Annotated in this window: 13 protein-coding genes and 1 pseudogene; 8 read left to right on the forward strand and 6 right to left on the reverse strand. The window is 59.2% G+C overall.

The features are described 5' to 3' along the window. Positions 1-16: 16 nt before the first annotated feature. Positions 17-1,642 (reverse strand): APC family permease, encoded by a 1,626-nt coding sequence (locus tag ACA061_RS11815; protein WP_497301644.1) that lies wholly within the window; start codon positions 1,640-1,642, stop codon positions 17-19. Between the two features lie 220 nt (positions 1,643-1,862). On the opposite strand from ACA061_RS11815, the gene ACA061_RS11820 reads away from it, so the two are divergent. The 5 genes and pseudogenes from ACA061_RS11820 (at position 1,863) to ACA061_RS11840 (ending at position 3,619) form a co-directional block, all read left to right on the forward strand. Next, positions 1,863-2,636 carry an AraC family transcriptional regulator gene (locus tag ACA061_RS11820; protein WP_150605007.1) on the forward strand — a complete coding sequence of 258 codons (774 nt, stop codon included), beginning with the start codon at positions 1,863-1,865 and terminating at the stop codon, positions 2,634-2,636. Positions 2,637-2,684: 48 nt separating this feature from the next. Beyond that, entirely contained in the window at positions 2,685-2,822 is a 138-nt protein-coding gene (locus ACA061_RS11825) for a helix-turn-helix domain-containing protein (protein ID WP_497301928.1), read from the forward strand. 48 nt (positions 2,823-2,870) lie between these two features. Continuing rightward, the gene (locus ACA061_RS11830) at positions 2,871-3,008 is read left to right on the forward strand and encodes a helix-turn-helix domain-containing protein (RefSeq protein ID WP_497301930.1); all 138 of its coding nucleotides are present in this window, start codon (positions 2,871-2,873) and stop codon (positions 3,006-3,008) included. Between the two features lie 72 nt (positions 3,009-3,080). Then, positions 3,081-3,194: pseudogene (locus tag ACA061_RS11835) on the forward strand (helix-turn-helix domain-containing protein); the annotation flags it as partial. Between the two features lie 137 nt (positions 3,195-3,331). After that, positions 3,332-3,619, forward strand: a complete 288-nt coding sequence (locus tag ACA061_RS11840; RefSeq protein WP_150595402.1) for a hypothetical protein — start codon at positions 3,332-3,334, stop codon at positions 3,617-3,619. 119 nt (positions 3,620-3,738) lie between these two features. On the opposite strand, the gene ACA061_RS11845 is transcribed toward ACA061_RS11840, so the two are convergent. The 3 genes from ACA061_RS11845 to ACA061_RS11855 all read right to left on the reverse strand — a co-directional run bounded on the left by ACA061_RS11845 (position 3,739) and on the right by ACA061_RS11855 (position 8,485). Further along, entirely contained in the window at positions 3,739-5,283 is a 1,545-nt protein-coding gene (locus ACA061_RS11845; RefSeq protein ID WP_497301645.1) for a methyltransferase regulatory domain-containing protein, read from the reverse strand. A gap of 290 nt (positions 5,284-5,573) precedes the next feature. Further along, positions 5,574-7,955 (reverse strand): DUF3772 domain-containing protein, encoded by a 2,382-nt coding sequence (locus tag ACA061_RS11850; RefSeq protein ID WP_150605009.1) that lies wholly within the window; start codon positions 7,953-7,955, stop codon positions 5,574-5,576. Between the two features lie 71 nt (positions 7,956-8,026). Then, entirely contained in the window at positions 8,027-8,485 is a 459-nt protein-coding gene (locus tag ACA061_RS11855; protein WP_497301647.1) for a metallophosphoesterase family protein, read from the reverse strand. Between the two features lie 211 nt (positions 8,486-8,696). On the opposite strand from ACA061_RS11855, the gene ACA061_RS11860 reads away from it, so the two are divergent. Further along, positions 8,697-10,052, forward strand: coding sequence for an MATE family efflux transporter (locus ACA061_RS11860; protein WP_497301648.1), 1,356 nt, complete (start codon positions 8,697-8,699; stop codon positions 10,050-10,052). A gap of 132 nt (positions 10,053-10,184) precedes the next feature. Next, on the forward strand, positions 10,185-10,772 hold the full coding sequence (locus ACA061_RS11865; RefSeq protein WP_191627728.1) for a TetR/AcrR family transcriptional regulator: 588 nt from the start codon (positions 10,185-10,187) through the stop codon (positions 10,770-10,772). Between the two features lie 14 nt (positions 10,773-10,786). On the opposite strand, the gene ACA061_RS11870 is transcribed toward ACA061_RS11865, so the two are convergent. Both ACA061_RS11870 and ACA061_RS11875 read right to left on the reverse strand, forming a co-directional pair. Beyond that, the gene (locus ACA061_RS11870) at positions 10,787-13,513 is read right to left on the reverse strand and encodes a beta-glucosidase (RefSeq protein WP_210701986.1); all 2,727 of its coding nucleotides are present in this window, start codon (positions 13,511-13,513) and stop codon (positions 10,787-10,789) included. Next, entirely contained in the window at positions 13,510-13,752 is a 243-nt protein-coding gene (locus ACA061_RS11875; protein WP_191627730.1) for a hypothetical protein, read from the reverse strand. The genes ACA061_RS11870 and ACA061_RS11875 overlap by 4 nt, the downstream gene beginning before the upstream one ends. A 561-nt stretch (positions 13,753-14,313) precedes the next feature. On the opposite strand from ACA061_RS11875, the gene gspE reads away from it, so the two are divergent. Further along, complete coding sequence (gene gspE, locus ACA061_RS11880) at positions 14,314-16,014, forward strand: type II secretion system ATPase GspE (protein ID WP_497301649.1); 1,701 nt, start codon at positions 14,314-14,316, stop codon at positions 16,012-16,014. Position 16,015: the final 1 nt, after the last annotated feature.

The raw sequence follows: 16,015 nt of genomic DNA on the forward strand, positions 1-16,015 counted from the left end.
GCCCCTTTGGCTGATTTCAGTAGGCGCCAGCAGGGCGCGCGTTCACGGTGGTGGCGGCGGAGGCGACTTCGCTTTCTTCATCGTCCTCTTCAAGACGCAGCAGGTGTGCCGGCACGCCCGTGGCGGCGCCCCAGTAGTAAATACCGGTGGCACACGCGGCCACGACGATTGTGTCGAAAGGGTGGGCGAGAATGCCCAGGCCGCCGAAGGTGCCGAGCTTCGACAGCACGATGGTGATGGCGTAGAAGGCGATCAGCCACGCCGAAGAACGAACCTGGCGGGCCAGGCTCAGGTGCGCGGTTGGCACGAAGCGGCCGCACATCAGGTATACGACAAACATCAGGATTTGCAGGCCAAGCAGCCACGAAACGGTGTTCCAGCCAGACCAGTAGACAATCAGCGCAGCGATGATGAACGACACCGGCCCGAGCACACTCATGTACTTGACCCGGAACGGTCGTGGCATGTCCGGCGCATTGCGCCGCAGCGCCGCCACCGTTACCGGCGCCACGGCGTAGCTCAACACCAATGCGGCGGAGACCACGTTGATCAACGCTTCCCACGACGGGAACGGCAGGGTCCAGAACACCGACAGCGCAAACGTCAGCCACAGCGCCGGGCGCGGAATACCGGACTTTTCATCGATGTGGGTGAAGACTTTGAAAAATGTACCGGTCTGCGCCCAGCCGTAGATCACCCGAGGCGTTGCGTTCATGTAGATGTTGCCGCAGCCGCTCGGCGAGATCACCGCGTCGGCCACGACCAGATAGGCCAACCAGCCCACGCCCAGTGCCAGCGCGATGTCGCGATACGGCAGGGCAAATTCCTTGCTGACACCGGCCCAGCCGTTGGCCAGCATTTCTGTCGGAATGCTGCCCAGGAAAGCCATTTGCAGCAGTACGTAAATCAGGGTCGACAGCAGTACAGAGAGGATCAGTGCGATGGGAATCGTGCGCTGTGGATTCTTCACTTCACTGGCTACCGAGATGATCGGAGTCAGCCCCAGATAAGCAAAAATGATCCCGCCCGCCGAGACTGCCATCTCCACCCCCGACAGGCCGAAAGGCGCAAAACCCTGTACCTGAAAGTTCTCCGGTTTGAAGAAAGTGAACAGCACGCCGATCACCAGCAGCGGCACGATGAACTTGAAAATACTCACCAGATTATTGGCCTTGGCGAAGGTCTTCACGCTGCGATAGTTGAGCACGAAGAACAGGCAGAGCAGACCAAACTGCACCAGCCAGCCGAGCAAGGTCGGATCACCGCTGCCGCTTTTGGTCAGGCCGGGAAACCACGCCGCGGCGTATTGGCGCGAGGCAACCACCTCGATCGCCACCAGACTGGAAAACGCGATCAGGGTGATGAAGCCCATCAGGTAACCGAGCAGCGGCCCGTGGGAGTAAACCGGATAACGCACCACGCCGCCGGCGCGGGGCAGTGCGGCGCCGAGTTCGCAATAAACGATGCCCAGCAGCAACACGGCGAAGCCGCCCAGCAGCCAGGAAAAAATCCCCGCCGGCCCGGCGATGGCGGACACATGACTGGCGGCGAACAACCAGCCCGAGCCGAAAATCGCACCGAGGCCGATAAACGTGAGATCAATCAGTGATAGCTGTTTTTTGAACTTGCCTTGACCAGACATGGCGTTGCCTTCTTGTGAGTTATTGGATAGGCAGTTGTGTCACTGGGACGGCCAGACTTTGAACTCATCGGCGTTTGCGCGATTGATGTTTTGCGGCGGGATCGATGACGAAATCGGCACAGTTGCGCCCATGCACTGCGTCACTCGACACGACGCAAACGTTGCTGCAATCTGCATGCGACTGCCCAATGGCCGACCTGTGAACAGGGAGAAACCTTCGATGCACAACGCGTTTTCAATTCTGTGCCAGGACGGTCAAGGCAATCGCCCGCAAACGCTGGAAGCGCTCTTGGCCGGCGCGGCGCCGCTGTTGCCGATGCTCGACCTGATTCCCAATGCGGCGATTTTCATCAAGGACGTTCAGGCTCGCTACGTGCTGGCCAACCGCACGCTGGTGCAGCGTTGTGGCTTGAAGGATCTGCGGCCAATGCTCGGCAAAACCAGCGCACAGGTCTTTCCGGCGCAACTGGGGCCGGGCTACACGGAACAGGATCGCAAAGTGCTGGAGGAGGGCTTCGTGCTGGAGGATCAGCTCGAGTTGCATCTGTACGGCAGCCGCGAACCGGGTTGGTGCCTGACCCATAAACACCCGTTGTACAACGGCGACGGCGCGATCATCGGTTTGGCCGGGATCTCGGTCGATTTGCAGTCGGCCAGCGAAACCCATCCGGCCTTCCAGCGACTGGCCGCAGTCGACGAGCACATCCGCAAGCACTTCAATCGGCGCGTTACGCTGGGCGAACTCACTCGCATTGCGGGCATTTCAGTGGCGCAACTGGAGCGCTACTGCAAACGGGTATTCCACCTGACGCCACGACAGATGATCCAGAAAGTGCGGCTTGAACACGCCCATCGACTGTTGCATACCGACCTGCCGATCACCGAAGTTGCATTGCAATGTGGCTACACCGATCACAGCGCCTTCACCCGCCAGTTCAAGGCTTCGACCGGTTTCACCCCGCGCCAGTACCGCCAGGCCACAACCTCGGTGTAGGAGCTGCCGAAGGCTGCGATCTTTTGATTCTGTTTTTACAGTCAAGAGATCGCAGCCTTCGGCAGCTCCTACACCGAGGTTGCATTGCAATGTGGCTACACCGATCACAGCGCCTTCACCCGCCAGTTCAAGGCTTCGACCGGTTTCACCCCGCGCCAGTATCGCCAGGCCACAACCTCCGTGTAGGAGCTGCCGAAGGCTGCGATCTTTTGATTCTGTTTTTACAGTCAAGAGATCGCAGCCTTCGGCAGCGCCTACACCGAGGCCGCATTGCAATGTGGCTACACCGATCACAGCGCCTTCACCCGCCAGTTCAAGGCTTCGACCGGCTTCACCCCGCGCCAGTATCGCCAGGCCACAACCTCCGTGTAGGAGCTGCCGAAGGCTGCGATCTTTTGATTCTGTTTTTACAGTCAAGAGATCGCAGCCTTCGGCAGCGCCTACACCGAGGTTGCATTGCAATGTGGCTACACCGATCACAGCGCCTTCACCCGCCAGTTCAAGGCTTCGACCGGTTTCACCCCGCGCCAGTACCGCCAGGCCACAACCTCCGTGTAGGAGCTGCCGAAGGCTGCGATCTTTTGATTCTGTTTTTACAGTCAAGAGATCGCAGCCTTCGGCAGCTCCTACAATGGGGCGCGTTCAGTGCAGCTAGACTGAATGAGTCATAACTCTCATGCGACAGGAGTAACGCGATGATCGGAACACCTCGGCACCGATGCTCGCAGTGGCTCTTGCCTGCGCTCATTGTTTTCAGCCTGACGCTGAGCGCCGGCTGCTCGAACCGCAAACACTATCCGCCCTCAGGCGTGGGCGACAGTTGCTACGCCAAGGCGTTGCCGACGGTGGGCGAGGGCGGTCTGGCGTGGGGCTCAAGCCTGAACATGGCGCGGCAGAAATCCATGAACAACTGCATTCGCTATGCCGGGCGCTCAGGCGGCACGCCGAATACTTGTCAGGTGGTGTTGGCAAAGTGCAAATGATTTGAGCTGCGAAGAAGCTAATGCGGTTGCCGCGAATGAAACCGAGCCTGTAGTGACAAAAAAAACCGGCCTCTTCAGCCGGTTTTTTCATGAGCGATACTTTTGCGCGCGTGTGCCTGTCAGACGATGTTCAACGCTCTGAGAATCACCAGTTTGTTACTGGCAAACACTTGGGCACTCAGCGTCAGTTCAGCGATGTTCTCTTGGGCGCTGGCCAGCGGCTGGCCGTCCCTGACGAGGACTTCGCCTTGTTCACCGAGGATGGCCCACGCCAGTTGTGCCCATTCGGCGGGTTGTTCCTGGCCATGCTTGATCGATATCAGGAAGAGCTGTTCGAAACGGCTGACGGTGATGCCGCCGCCGGTCACCGGGCTGGCCAACACCTGGATCTTGTCGTTCAGCAGCGAGCGTTTGCACAGTTCCAGGTTCAGGTCGTTGCAACGCGCCTGCACGCCTTTCTCGGCGGCTTCGCTCTGGCACGGTGCCACGGCATTCATGCCGATCAGTACGTTCAGCGCCTGCAGCACATCGTCAGAAGCCAGCGAGGACGCGGCGGCTGACAACTGGCGCAAGGTTTTCGGGGCATAGTCGTTGGCTGCCAGCGCTTCAAGTACCGGGCCGTAGATCTCCGTCTGCAGCGAGGCTTCACCCGCAGGGCCGCGAACGTGGACAGGTACGCTCTCTGGCGCTTGCAGCAGGATGAATCGGGTATTGAACAATGTCTGGCGCTGCTCTGCAGTGGACAGCCGGGTGGCGCCGCGCACGTAGAGATCACGACGGAAACTCTGATTGACGAAATAGTCACGCGCCTGTTCGCGCATGATCGGATGCTCGATCCCTTCCAGGAAATCCATGCCTTCGGGTCTGAGGTTGAGCGGGTCGACCGAGTCCAGCGGCACAGCGGTGGTGACGTAGTCGAGTTTGGCGGGGGCCATGGCGTCGACCACGTCAGTGAAATACATGCAATCCCAGCTGCGATTGAAGTATTCATGGGCGATGTACTGGCGATTCTGCCCCTTGATGCTCTGAAGTTTGGTATCCAGATTCGGCGCTGCGCTGGCGTAGTTGGGATTGGCGGCCAACAGCGCTTCAGAGAATTGCAGAGCGGCGTCAATACGCTGATCCGGGCCGGCAGAGGCAGACTTGGTGAAGCGATCATGCAGGCTGAACAGGTTGCGCAGTGGCGCTGCAGGCGACCAGCCGGGGAAGCAGTTGTAGCTGACGTACAGCATTCCACCCGGTTTCAGATGGCGACGGGCAAACTCGACGATCAGTTGCTGGTTGTCGCGACTGACCCAGGTCCAGATGCCATGCAGGCTGATGCTGTCGAATTGCGGCAAGTCATCGCGGGCCAGCAGTTGCGCGAAGCTGTCGTCATACAGCCGCGCGTTGCTGTTCCAGTCGCTGGCGAGCGTGCTGGCAAAGGCGGCCTGAGACGGTGTGAAGTCTGTACCCACATAGGAACCGGGGTTGGCGGCGGCATGGATATTGATCGAAACGCCTTGGCCGAAGCCCAGTTCGCAATGATGGCTTTCGCTCGATTCCAGGCTGGCAAAGCCGCGCAGCAACAAGCAATAACGCTGGAAGACAGGATTGATTTCCCGGCTATAGCTGTAGGTGTAGCCTTCGTCGGTGAAATACCCTTCGTTCCAGGTGTCGCTCATGTTCGTGTCCTAATATTTCGTGACTGAAAGGCTGGTTTTATAAGGGCTGGTGATTACGGGCCACAAGGACAAAATGCGCGTGAGTATTTCTATTCGTGTCCGCATTGTGGCGAGGATTCATCCCCCGATGGACTGCGGAGCAGGCCCCAGTCTCTAAATGGCCTCATCGCGAGCAGGCTCACTCCTACAGTGATCGGCGTCAGGTAAAGATTCTTTAGACACCCGGCAACCTGTGGGAGCTGGCTTGCCAGCGATAGCGGCGCATCAGCCAGCGAAAATATCGAATCTGATCAAGCACTCGACGCCGGCTTCGCCAGCGCAATCCCCGCCGCGCCCAACCGCTTGAGCACCTCGAACAGCAAATCACTCTTGGTCACCCCGACAATCCTCGGGCTGCCCACATACCCCGTTACCGTCAACGTAATCCCGTCCGGCGATAAATGGCTGAAGCGCACAAACGGCGCCGGCTTGTCGAGGATGTTTTCGTTCTCGCGGTAGGTGTTGAGAAGAAGCTCTTTGACCTCCTCGGGATCGATATCCAGCGGAAACATCAACTCCAGCGATGCCACGCCCTGGGCACTGCCACCGAGGGTGACGTTGCGCAGGTTCTGCGAGATCAGTTGCGAGTTGGGCACGATCACGATCGAGCGGTCGCTGAGCTGGATTTCCGTGGCGCGCACATTGATCCGGCGGATGTCGCCCTCGACGCCGCTGATGCTGATCAGATCGCCAACCTTCACCGGGCGCTCGGTGAGCAGAATCAGGCCCGAGACGAAGTTCTTCACGATCTCCTGCAAACCGAAACCGATGCCCACCGACAGTGCGCTGACAATCCACGCCAGATTGGTCCACTGCACGCCGAGCGACGACAGCGTCAGCAAGATCACCAGCGCGTAACCGATATTGGAAAACAGCGTGCTCAGCGATGCGCACATGCCCGGATCCATGTCGGTCTTGGGCAGGAACTCGTTGTCGAGCCAGCGGCGCAGGGCACGGATCAACCAGATGCCGATCAGCAGTGCCAACACGGCATTGAGCAGATGACCGGGGACAATGTTCAGCTTGCGCAATCCGGCGCCGCCGAGGATTGCCATGATGTTGCTCATCAGTTGTCCGAACGTAGTGCCAATGCCGCCGACAAACAGCGAAATAACCGCAAACAGTAACAGCATGGCGCGGCTGAAGCCGGACAGCACAATCGCGATCTGATCCAGCCGTCGATCCCCCATCCCGAACAGATGCTTGAGCGCTTTGCCGCTCGAATGCCTGGGCGAAAACGCGTACTCGCAACCGTCCTTGACCACTTGAATCAGCATGTAGAAGCCCGACAGCACGATATATGCCCACACCAGCTCATACGTGACAAAACGTGCCAACGACACGTAACCGGTCAGCAGTGCGATCGTTGAGACAAACATCGAAATACTCGCCGCCGTGTAAATTACCCCGGCAAATGTACTGCCCGCTTGTGGATCGTTGGCGGCGATCAACACCTTGCGCACTTTGCCGACGCGCAACAGCATCGTCACGATAATCGCCATGACCACTATGGAGATCACCCCACGCCCGGCCAGCACGATCTGGCTGCTCATGGCCGTAGCGTTGCCGACCAGCACCAGCGTCACCAACACCAGCAATGTGCAGGACAAGATGCGCGGATAAGGCTTCAGCGCCAGCGCCACTTCATCGGCAATCGCTGGCAAACGCCACGACGGATGCTCCGTTGCCAACAGCGCGCGGCTCAAACCTGTGATCAGCACACAGGCATAGACGACTTTCTCGAACTCTTCGGAGAACGTTGTCAGCACTGGCACCAACGGCGCGTGCCGAGTCAGGGCGTAGAACATCAAATGCAGGGCGAGGGCGGTGGTGGCGATCGTCGCCAGCGCCGTTGCAAACGCCAGTGCACTGCGGCGCAAGCGCCCCTCGGGCATGCGATGAATACAAGCCCACGTCAGCCCTCGCTCGGCCAATCGCCGTCCGACCGTCCACACCAGCCATGCCAGCAACATCAGCACCAGCGTGAAAAAGTACTCACCCGGCGCCCATACCGTCGCCCAGATTTTGCGGATCTGGTCGGAGAAATAATTGAAACGCTGGGCATCACTCTCTGAAGGATTGACCAGCGGCGCCCAGAAATCCGGATTCAGCACACTCAGTGTGCGCAGCGTCAATTCGCTCTCAAGCAACGTGCGGCGGATACCGGCGATCTGCGTGATCAAATCCGCCGCATTCTGTTTCAACGCCGCCAGACTCTTCAGCGTGCCATCGACCTTGTTCTTCTGCTCCGTCAGCGCCGCCCGCTGCGCGACGATATCTGCCTGCTCCGCCGCCGCCTGGGCATCCGGTGCCGCACCCAACACCCCCAACTGCACCGCCAACTGCGCCTGCTGCGGCAACAACGACGCCGACAACCGATCAACATCCAGGATAAAAGCCTGAACCCGATCCTGCGGCCCTTCGAGCTGATTGAAATTGTTCGCCGACGAAATCTGCTGCTTGAGCGCATCGAGACGCTGTTGCAAGGCTTGCAGATCACTTTGATTAATCACCGGCAGCGGCGCCGCCGCTGTCGTTGAAGGCGCCGGCAGATCCGCAGCCCACAGCGAGAAACTGCCGGGAACGAGCAGCATGAAAGCGACCAGAAACAACGACTTCATCGTGTTACGCATGGGTGGACGGGCTCGAAGGGAACACACAGCCTATGAGGTTAGGTGATCGGGCCGGAAGGGGTGGAAAAGTTTCACGGGAGGAGGTGGATCAACTGCGGTTCCAGTGTGTCTGCACGCACGTCGAGCAGGGCCAGAGTCACGGGGAGTTTGAAACGACGGCGACCGGCGCTGCCGGGGTTCAGGTACAGGCGGTTGTCGCGCCATTCGATTAACGGCTTGTGGGAATGGCCGGTGATGATGAGTCGGGTATTGGCGGCGAGGAGGGCAGGGACGTCGGCGATGTCGTGGATCAACAGCGTTTGCCAGCCGTTGAGATCGAGGCTGAGGTGGTCGGGGATATTGGCAGCCCATGGGAGGTTGAGGTCATTGTTGCCGCGCACGGCCTGGACGGGGGCTATTTGGGATAGCTGATCGAGGATGTCAGAACTGCCGATGTCGCCAGCGTGGAGGATGAGGTCGCAGCCCTGGATGGCACTGAGGGCTTCGGGACGCAGGAGGCCGTGGGTGTCGGAGATGATGGCGGTTTTCATGGGGGGAGATTAGCAGGGAATGAGTGGGTGTTTTTGGCGAGAAGCAGGCATTGGACTGCAACCGTATCTCCTGCCATGCGCTTCATCGCACGGCAGGTCAACTTCTGGCTTACATCGAACGGCTCTCGTATCATCCTCGATGATCCGCCCACCGCCGCTTCAACCTACGCTTTCACCGGTATGCCTGCGCCTTGAATCTTCGAGCATCAACATGACCACTTACCATGCCAGGTTCACGGAGGGGCCTGTCAGCAGACATGTATTGAGCATGGCAAGCACCAGCGCACTGGGCTTGCTCGCCGTATTCCTGGTCGACATCCTGACACTGATGTACGTGTCGATGCTCGACAATCAAAGCCTGCTCGCCGCCGTGGGGCTGGGCAAGACGCTGATATTCATCAACGGTGCGGTTTCCTCCGGACTGGTGATCGGTGCCAGCGCGTTGCTTTCCGAACGTATCGGCCGACATGCTTCCACAGCGTTGGCCAGACTCACCAGCCACATGCTGATCATGGCGTTGGTGCTGTCAGGCTCGATTGTCCTTGTGGAGTTGCTTTTCGCGCTGCCTCTGGCGCGATTGCTGGGTGGCAACCTGGCGGTTTATCAGGATGCACGGCTTTATATGTGGACGGTTGTGCCCTCCAGCCTGCTGATTGCCGGGACACAGATGTGCGTGCAGATGCTTCGCGCTCAAGGCCAGGTGAGGCTGGCGCTCGGCGTTTTGTTGGCGGGGGCGGTGACGTTGGCGGTGGCCGATCCGCTGTTCATTTTTGGCCTGGACATGGGCCTGGAAGGCGCCGGTGTTTCATCCCTGCTGGCGGCGGGGACGTCTTTTATCCTCGGCCTGATTCTGGTCAAACGGCACATCGGTTTGTCGGCGCTGATCAATCTTCGGTTACTGGCGCTGCACACTCGCCGTGCTCTGCGAGTCGCGCTCCCGGCGATGGTGGGAAATCTGGCCATGCCCGTGGGCATCACCTATTTGATGGTGGTGATGGCGGGCGTGGGTACGTCGGCATTGGCCGGGATGGCGGTCGTCGATCGAATCCTGCAATTTGGCTACTGTGTGTTCTTCGCCTTGCCGGGGGCGTTAGTGCCAGTGATCGCGCAGAACCTGGGGGCCGGGCGTGATGACCGGGTCAAGGCGATTGTGGTCTTTACCCGCCGCTGCGTCGTCCTTTATGGTGTGACGCTGTGGTTTTGCCTGGCGTTGGCGGGGCCTTGGATCGCCGATTATTTCCATCTGGTCGACGCGGGCCGAGCGCTGTTCATGGCGTTCTGTCAGATCGGTGCGGGGCTCTGGATTGTCTTCGGACTGGACTTCGTCGCGCAGTCGATGTTCCTGACAATGAACCGTGCCTGGTGGGTGCCGGTGTTCGGCTGGATTCGCGGAACCCTGGGAACTCTGCCGTTCGTGTACGTCGGCGTCCATGGCTTCGGTGCCAGCGGCGCGGTGATCGGCATGTGGACAGGCAACACACTGGTGGCCATTGCCGCAATCGTGACGGCCTCGTTTGTAGCGCGAGGATTTTTCGCTCGTCGCGCGCAGGCGTCGCAGTTGCATTGAACCCATACATTCACCGCAGCTGAACCGGCCGTGGTGGCGCAGACTTTTTAACGGATTTTTATGGCAGTCATGGACACTCAAAACCCACTGCAAGCGCAAAGCCCCAAACGTCGGCGCGCACCCAAAGGCGAAATGCGCCGCATGGCGTTGCTCGATGCCGCCACCGAGGTCTTCGCCCGGGACGGTTATCTGGGCGCGTCGATGCGTGATGTCGCGGATATCGCTGGCATCACCACGGTCGGCTTGCTCCACCATTTCCCCAACAAGGTCGCACTGCTGCGAGCACTGCTTGATCGTCGCGATGAGCGAGTGGTTGCTCGCTTTGGTGATCTGGCCACCGCGCCGACGCTGGAAGGGTTTTTGCAGTTTCTGCGATTGAGCATGAGTTTTAGCGTCGAGGATGCGCGCGAGTGTCAGGCATCGGTGATGATCAACACCGAAAGCCTGTCGGAAAAGCATCCGGCCTTTCCCTGGTACAAGGAAAAGTTCGATATGGTCCATGGGCATGCCCAGGCGCACCTTGGGTCATTGCAAGAAGCGGGGGAGATTCGCCAGGACGTGGAGGTGAAAGCGCTCGCCCAGGAGATTTTCTCGATGATGGACGGGCTGCAAATCCAATGGCTGAGAGGGCGGGCCGAAGTGGACGTGTTGAACGTCTTTGACGGCTATCTGCGCCGTCTGGCCGCCGATCTCAAAACGCAGCAAAAGGCTCATCCCTGAGCCTCATGTGACGGTCAGTACGTTTGCGAAGCCGATACTTGTACGGCTTTGCGCAGTGGCACTGGCAGCGGGTTGCTGTCGCGGGTGGTCAATTGCTCCGGGTACAGCGTGATCAGAGTCTGGCTCAGGGCCAGATCCTCTGAGTCGGTACCGACGCGGATCTTGAACTTGCCGGCATCGACGTTCCAGCTGGCGGTGTTATCCACGTAGTAAGCCAGCGAGCGCGAGTCGAGCGGGATGCTCACAGTCTTGCTCTCGCCAGGCTGCAGATACACCTTGGTAAAGCCCTTCAGTTCTTTTTCCGGACGGTCGACCGCAGGTTTCACCGGTTGCACATACAGCTGCGCCACTTCGAAACCGGCCTTGTCGCCCTTGTTGGTCACGGTGAACTTCACGTCAACCGTGGCGCCCGGCGTCAGCACATTGCTCGACAACTTCAGATCGCTGTAACCGAACGTGGTGTAGGACAGACCGTAACCGAACGGGTAGAGCGGCTTGGTGTGTTTCTTGTCGTAGCCGCGATAGCCCAGGTACAGGCCTTCGCTGTAGGTCAGTTCGGTCAGGGCGTTGTCGCCGCGATAAGCTGCCGGATCCGGGTAGGAGGCGTAGCTCGGGTTGTCCTCGATCTTCTTGTCGATCGTCACCGGCAGTTTGCCCGAAGGGTTGACCTTGCCGTAGAGAATCTCGGCCAGGGCCTGGCCACCTTGCTGACCCGGGAACCAGGCTTGCAGGGTCGCGCCGACTTTCTTCGCCCATGGCTGCATGTCCGCTACACCGCCACCGTGCATCACGACGATGGTGTTGGGGTTGGCCTTGGCCACGTGCTTGATCAGTTCCGCCTGTTGATCCGGCAGTTCATAACCGTGGTCGGAGCCTTCGCCTTCGTTCTCATAATTGGTGCCCGCAGCCACCACGACGGCATCGTACTTCGACAAATCCTGTGGCGGACGCAGCGCCGCCCAGCTCATTTGCACACCGGCAAGACCACCCAGCGCCGGGGTGAAGTTGCCTTGTACGCGTTGGTATTCGAGCTTGACGGTGTATTGCTTGCCGGCGACCAGATTGGCGGTCTTGCCCGATGTGGTCAGCGCATTGACCACATCGGCGGAGTACGGCACGCCGTCGCTCTGCACCACGAGCTCATCGTTGACCCACAGCTTGTATGGACCGTCCGCGCGAATCTTGAAGACCTGAGGGCCGGAAACCACAGGCTTGATCTTCGCGGTGAAGCGCGCCGAGAAATTGCCGGCGGTTGGGCTGAAACCTGCGACTGTGGTGGTGCCGGTATTGGTTTCGTTGGTGCTGGTGGTCCAGTTGAAATTCACGCCTGGCTCGACACGGGTCTGCGCCGGGGTGCCGGAAAAGCTGGTGTTGGCGAAGTATTCGGCCTTGACCCCGGAGTTGCTGATGTCGCTGCTGCCGGTGGATGGCTGATACCACACCGAACTCTTCGGATTCAGACTCATCTCGGACAGATAAGTGACGTTCGAGCTGCTCGAAGCCAGTTGCTGCAGGCCGCTCAGTTCAGTCACGTAGCTGTTCGGCGGCGAGTTGGCGGTACCGAACGGCGAGGCCGGCGCCTGGTTGGCCCAATCACCGATAACGGCGACTTTGGCGGTTTTCGCCAGCGGCAACAGCGGCGTACCAGCGCTGGTTTTCTCGTTGCGCAGCAGCACGATCGCCTCACGCGCAGTGTTCAACGCAGCGCGTGCACCGTACTCGGGATGGTCGAGGGTCTTGGCGGTGTTGAGGTTTTCCTGGAAGTCGTAGCTGACCACGGCACGCAGGTTGCGTTTGACCTTGTCGTCGATGACGTTCTGGGTCAGTTGCCCGCTCCACACGTACGGCATCAGGTTGGCTTCGGTGAATTGCAGGCCCGACGGCATGTCGATGTCGGTACCGGCCCACGCGCCTTTGAACGCATTGTGAATGGCGTTGAAATCGCTGATCACGGTGCCCTGATAGCCCCATTCACCCTTGAGCACCTCGGTGATCAGGTGATGGTTTTCGCAGGCGTAGTCGCCGTTGACCTTGTTGAAACCACACATGATCGAGGCGACGTTGGCGTTCTTGACCATCGATTCAAAGCCCGGCAAGTACATCTCGCGCAGGGTACGTTCGTCGGCGACGATGTTCACCGCCTGGCGGTTGGCTTCCTGTTCGTTGGCCAGGTAGTGCTTGCCGCTGGCCTGGATGCCTTGGGCCTGGATCGCGTTGACGATGGCCGGCGCGAGTACCGCGCCGAGGAACGGATCCTCGCCACTGACGTACTCCGCCGAGCGACCGTTGTAAGGCGTGCGATAGAGGTTCACGCCCGGGGACAACATCTGCTGGCCGCCGGAGATCTTCGTTTCATAGGCAATCGCCAGGCCGAACTCCTTGGCGCGGTTGATGCTCCAGGTCGCGGCGAGTGCCGACTGCGACGGGTATTGCGCGCCGAAGGTGGCGTTATTGACGTGCACGCCCATCGACGAGTCATACGCCGTAGTGCCCTTGATGCCCCATTTGAGCAGGGACGGGATCATGTGACCGTCGTTGACGCGGGTGAAGTTGATCTTTTCGGACAGGTTCATGTTGTCGAGGATCGAACTGACGCGGGCTTCGACTTCGTTGCCGGTGGCCGGCGTGACGGCGGCGAGCGCGAGATTGGCCTGGACGATACTGAAGGTCAGCACGCTCAAGCCAAGGGTGTGTTTGAAGGCTGACAAGGCAAAAGTCCTGTTGGCGTTGGTCGGGTTCATGGTTGCTGGACCTGCGCGGGAGCGTCATCGGTTTCCACGGGTGCATCGAGCAGGGTGCCAACACCGTTTGGCGTGGCAGGGGCGAGGGCGGCGGCGCCGGTCAGCTGATCGCGCTTGGCCTCGATCTGTTCACGAAGCTGTTGATCCGCGTTACCGCCGTTCGACGAAGAGGAATAATCCGCTGCCATGACGGGCAAACTTTGCGCGCACAAAAGTACTGCGCCCATAAGGGGCGACATGATTCGAAGCATCGATCAGTTCTCGATTGGTGAAGGAAGCGTTAATGCACGACTGCAAACTTGTAGTCTTGAAATCGCACATAAGTCCGAAGCATGCACATGAAAGTTCAATACTCGCAAAACTATTTTTTCAAATGGGAAGTGAAGCGAAGGAAAAGCGACGTTCGGGCGTAGTTTTCGATACTGGCAAATTGATAGGTTTTTGGTGTTGATAGCGCGTACCTACAGTAAATTGGTTTTTAAATGCCATCAATCATCGAAGTTATGCGTTAAAGCGGCGTTTTTTACAAAAAAAAAGCAACAAAAAACCACATCATAAACCTAGTTGCAATTAGGTTTAGTGCTCTGATAAGCTTTCCCGGCACTCAGTTTTCAGTCAGTTGCACACGCCTTTTATGGGCTGAAATATCAACGGAAAAATCCCTTTAAATCTTTCACCAGCCGTTTTGGTGATGCGCTAATTACAGATAAGTTAATGATCGATCGATTTCACCCAGTGTCTTCAAGAGCCTGGTTATTTCGATCGTTAGTTGTTTGTGCCCAAGAGAAACCAACAGTGTGATGCAACTTCCTTCGCAGTCCGCAATATGCCAATGGTTGGTCGACAATGCCGAGGTCAAGGCGTCTGACGTCAATCGCGCGCGCAAACTGTGCCTGGCTGAAAGTGGTCGCGAAGAAGAGGTGCTGCGCAATCTGCTGCGTCTGGGCAGTGTCCGTGATGATCAGGCGGTCGAGGCTTACGCGACGTTGCTCGGCGTGCCTCGTCTGCAACTCGATGAAGCCTCTTGGGACATCGAGCCATTGATGATCGGCAGCGAGCGTTTCCTGCGCCATCACGGCCTAGTGGCAGTGGCAGTGGCTGCGGATGCCGCAACGGTGACGGTGGTCGCCAGTCCGCCGCTCAGCCAATACGCCCTGGATGCCATGGGCTACTGCGCGAGCAAAAGTGTGTCGTTGCGGCTGGCGACAGCCGCTGATGTCAACACGCTGATCGAGCGTCTTTACGGCCAGGGCCGCAGCGCCATGGATGCGTTGATCGAGTCGCTGGACGAAAACGATGGTGCCGAAGATGACATCGAACACCTCAAGGATCTGGCCTCCGAGGCGCCGGTGATTCGTCTGGTCAACCTGATTCTGCAGTGCGCGGTGGAACAGCGGGCGTCGGACATTCATATCGAACCTTTCGAGAGCCAGCTCAAGGTGCGCTATCGCATTGACGGAGTGCTGCATGAAGCCGAAGCGCCGCCATCGAGTTCATCCGCTGCGATCATTTCGCGTTTGAAAATCATGGCGCGGCTCGACATCGCCGAGCGGCGTTTGCCCCAGGACGGTCGCATCATGTTGCGCATTCAGGGCAAGGAGCTGGATTTGCGCGTGTCGACGGTGCCCACCAGTTTCGGCGAGTCGGTGGTGATGCGCCTGCTTGATCGGCGCACCGTGAGCTTCGATTTCCCCAGTCTGGGCATGGACGGTGAACGCCTGAACAGCTTCCTCGACGTGCTCGAAAGTCCACACGGCATCCTGCTGGTCACCGGTCCCACCGGCTCCGGCAAGACCACAACGCTGTACACCGCGCTATCCCGGCTCAACACGGCCGAGCGCAAGATCATCACTGTCGAAGATCCGGTCGAGTATCAGCTCGAAGGCATCAACCAGATTCAGGTGAAACCGGCCATTGGCCTGGACTTTGCCAATGCGCTGCGCTCCATCGTGCGTCAGGACCCGGACGTGATCATGATCGGTGAAATGCGCGATCTCGAGACCTGCCGCATCGCCATCCAGAGCTCGTTGACCGGCCACCTTGTGCTCTCGACCCTGCACACCAACAGTGCGGCGGCGAGTATCACCCGGCTGCAGGACATGGGCGTCGAGAGCTACCTGATTGCGTCCACGGTCAAAGGCATCCTGGCTCAGCGCCTGGTGCGCCGCCTCGATCCGCAGACACGGATTGCCTTCGAAGCACCGCCGCAAATGATCGCCGAACACGGGCTTGAGCAGTTCACCGACCAACGACCGATTTTGCTCTATCGCGCGGATACCACGGCGATTGGTGGCGGTTATCACGGGCGCAGCGCGATCACCGAACTGTTGGTGATGAACGAAGAACTGCGCTCATTGCTGATGCGCCAGGCCGATGCCGCCACCCTCGAACAGGCTGCCCGGCGCGGCGGTCTGCGTACCTTGTACGAAGAAGGTTTGCGTCAGGCGGTGGCCGGCACCACCTCCCTTGACGAGGTGCTGCGCGTTACGCGCGGCGACTGAC

The organism is Pseudomonas sp. LBUM1668, assembly GCF_059695715.1.

Bases quoted from the DNA above. Each gene is read 5' to 3' on its own strand.
- ACA061_RS11870 (WP_210701986.1), bottom strand. From the start codon at position 13,513: ATGAACCCGACCAACGCCAACAGGACTTTTGCCTTGTCAGCCTTCAAA.
- ACA061_RS11860 (WP_497301648.1), top strand. From the start codon at position 8,697: ATGACCACTTACCATGCCAGGTTCACGGAGGGGCCTGTCAGCAGACAT.
- ACA061_RS11850 (WP_150605009.1), bottom strand. From the start codon at position 7,955: ATGCGTAACACGATGAAGTCGTTGTTTCTGGTCGCTTTCATGCTGCTC.
- ACA061_RS11820 (WP_150605007.1), top strand. From the start codon at position 1,863: ATGCACAACGCGTTTTCAATTCTGTGCCAGGACGGTCAAGGCAATCGC.
- ACA061_RS11815 (WP_497301644.1), bottom strand. From the start codon at position 1,642: ATGTCTGGTCAAGGCAAGTTCAAAAAACAGCTATCACTGATTGATCTC.
- ACA061_RS11855 (WP_497301647.1), bottom strand. From the start codon at position 8,485: ATGAAAACCGCCATCATCTCCGACACCCACGGCCTCCTGCGTCCCGAA.
- ACA061_RS11840 (WP_150595402.1), top strand. From the start codon at position 3,332: ATGATCGGAACACCTCGGCACCGATGCTCGCAGTGGCTCTTGCCTGCG.
- ACA061_RS11865 (WP_191627728.1), top strand. From the start codon at position 10,185: ATGCGCCGCATGGCGTTGCTCGATGCCGCCACCGAGGTCTTCGCCCGG.
- ACA061_RS11875 (WP_191627730.1), bottom strand. From the start codon at position 13,752: ATGTCGCCCCTTATGGGCGCAGTACTTTTGTGCGCGCAAAGTTTGCCC.
- ACA061_RS11845 (WP_497301645.1), bottom strand. From the start codon at position 5,283: ATGAGCGACACCTGGAACGAAGGGTATTTCACCGACGAAGGCTACACC.
- gspE (WP_497301649.1), top strand. From the start codon at position 14,314: ATGCAACTTCCTTCGCAGTCCGCAATATGCCAATGGTTGGTCGACAAT.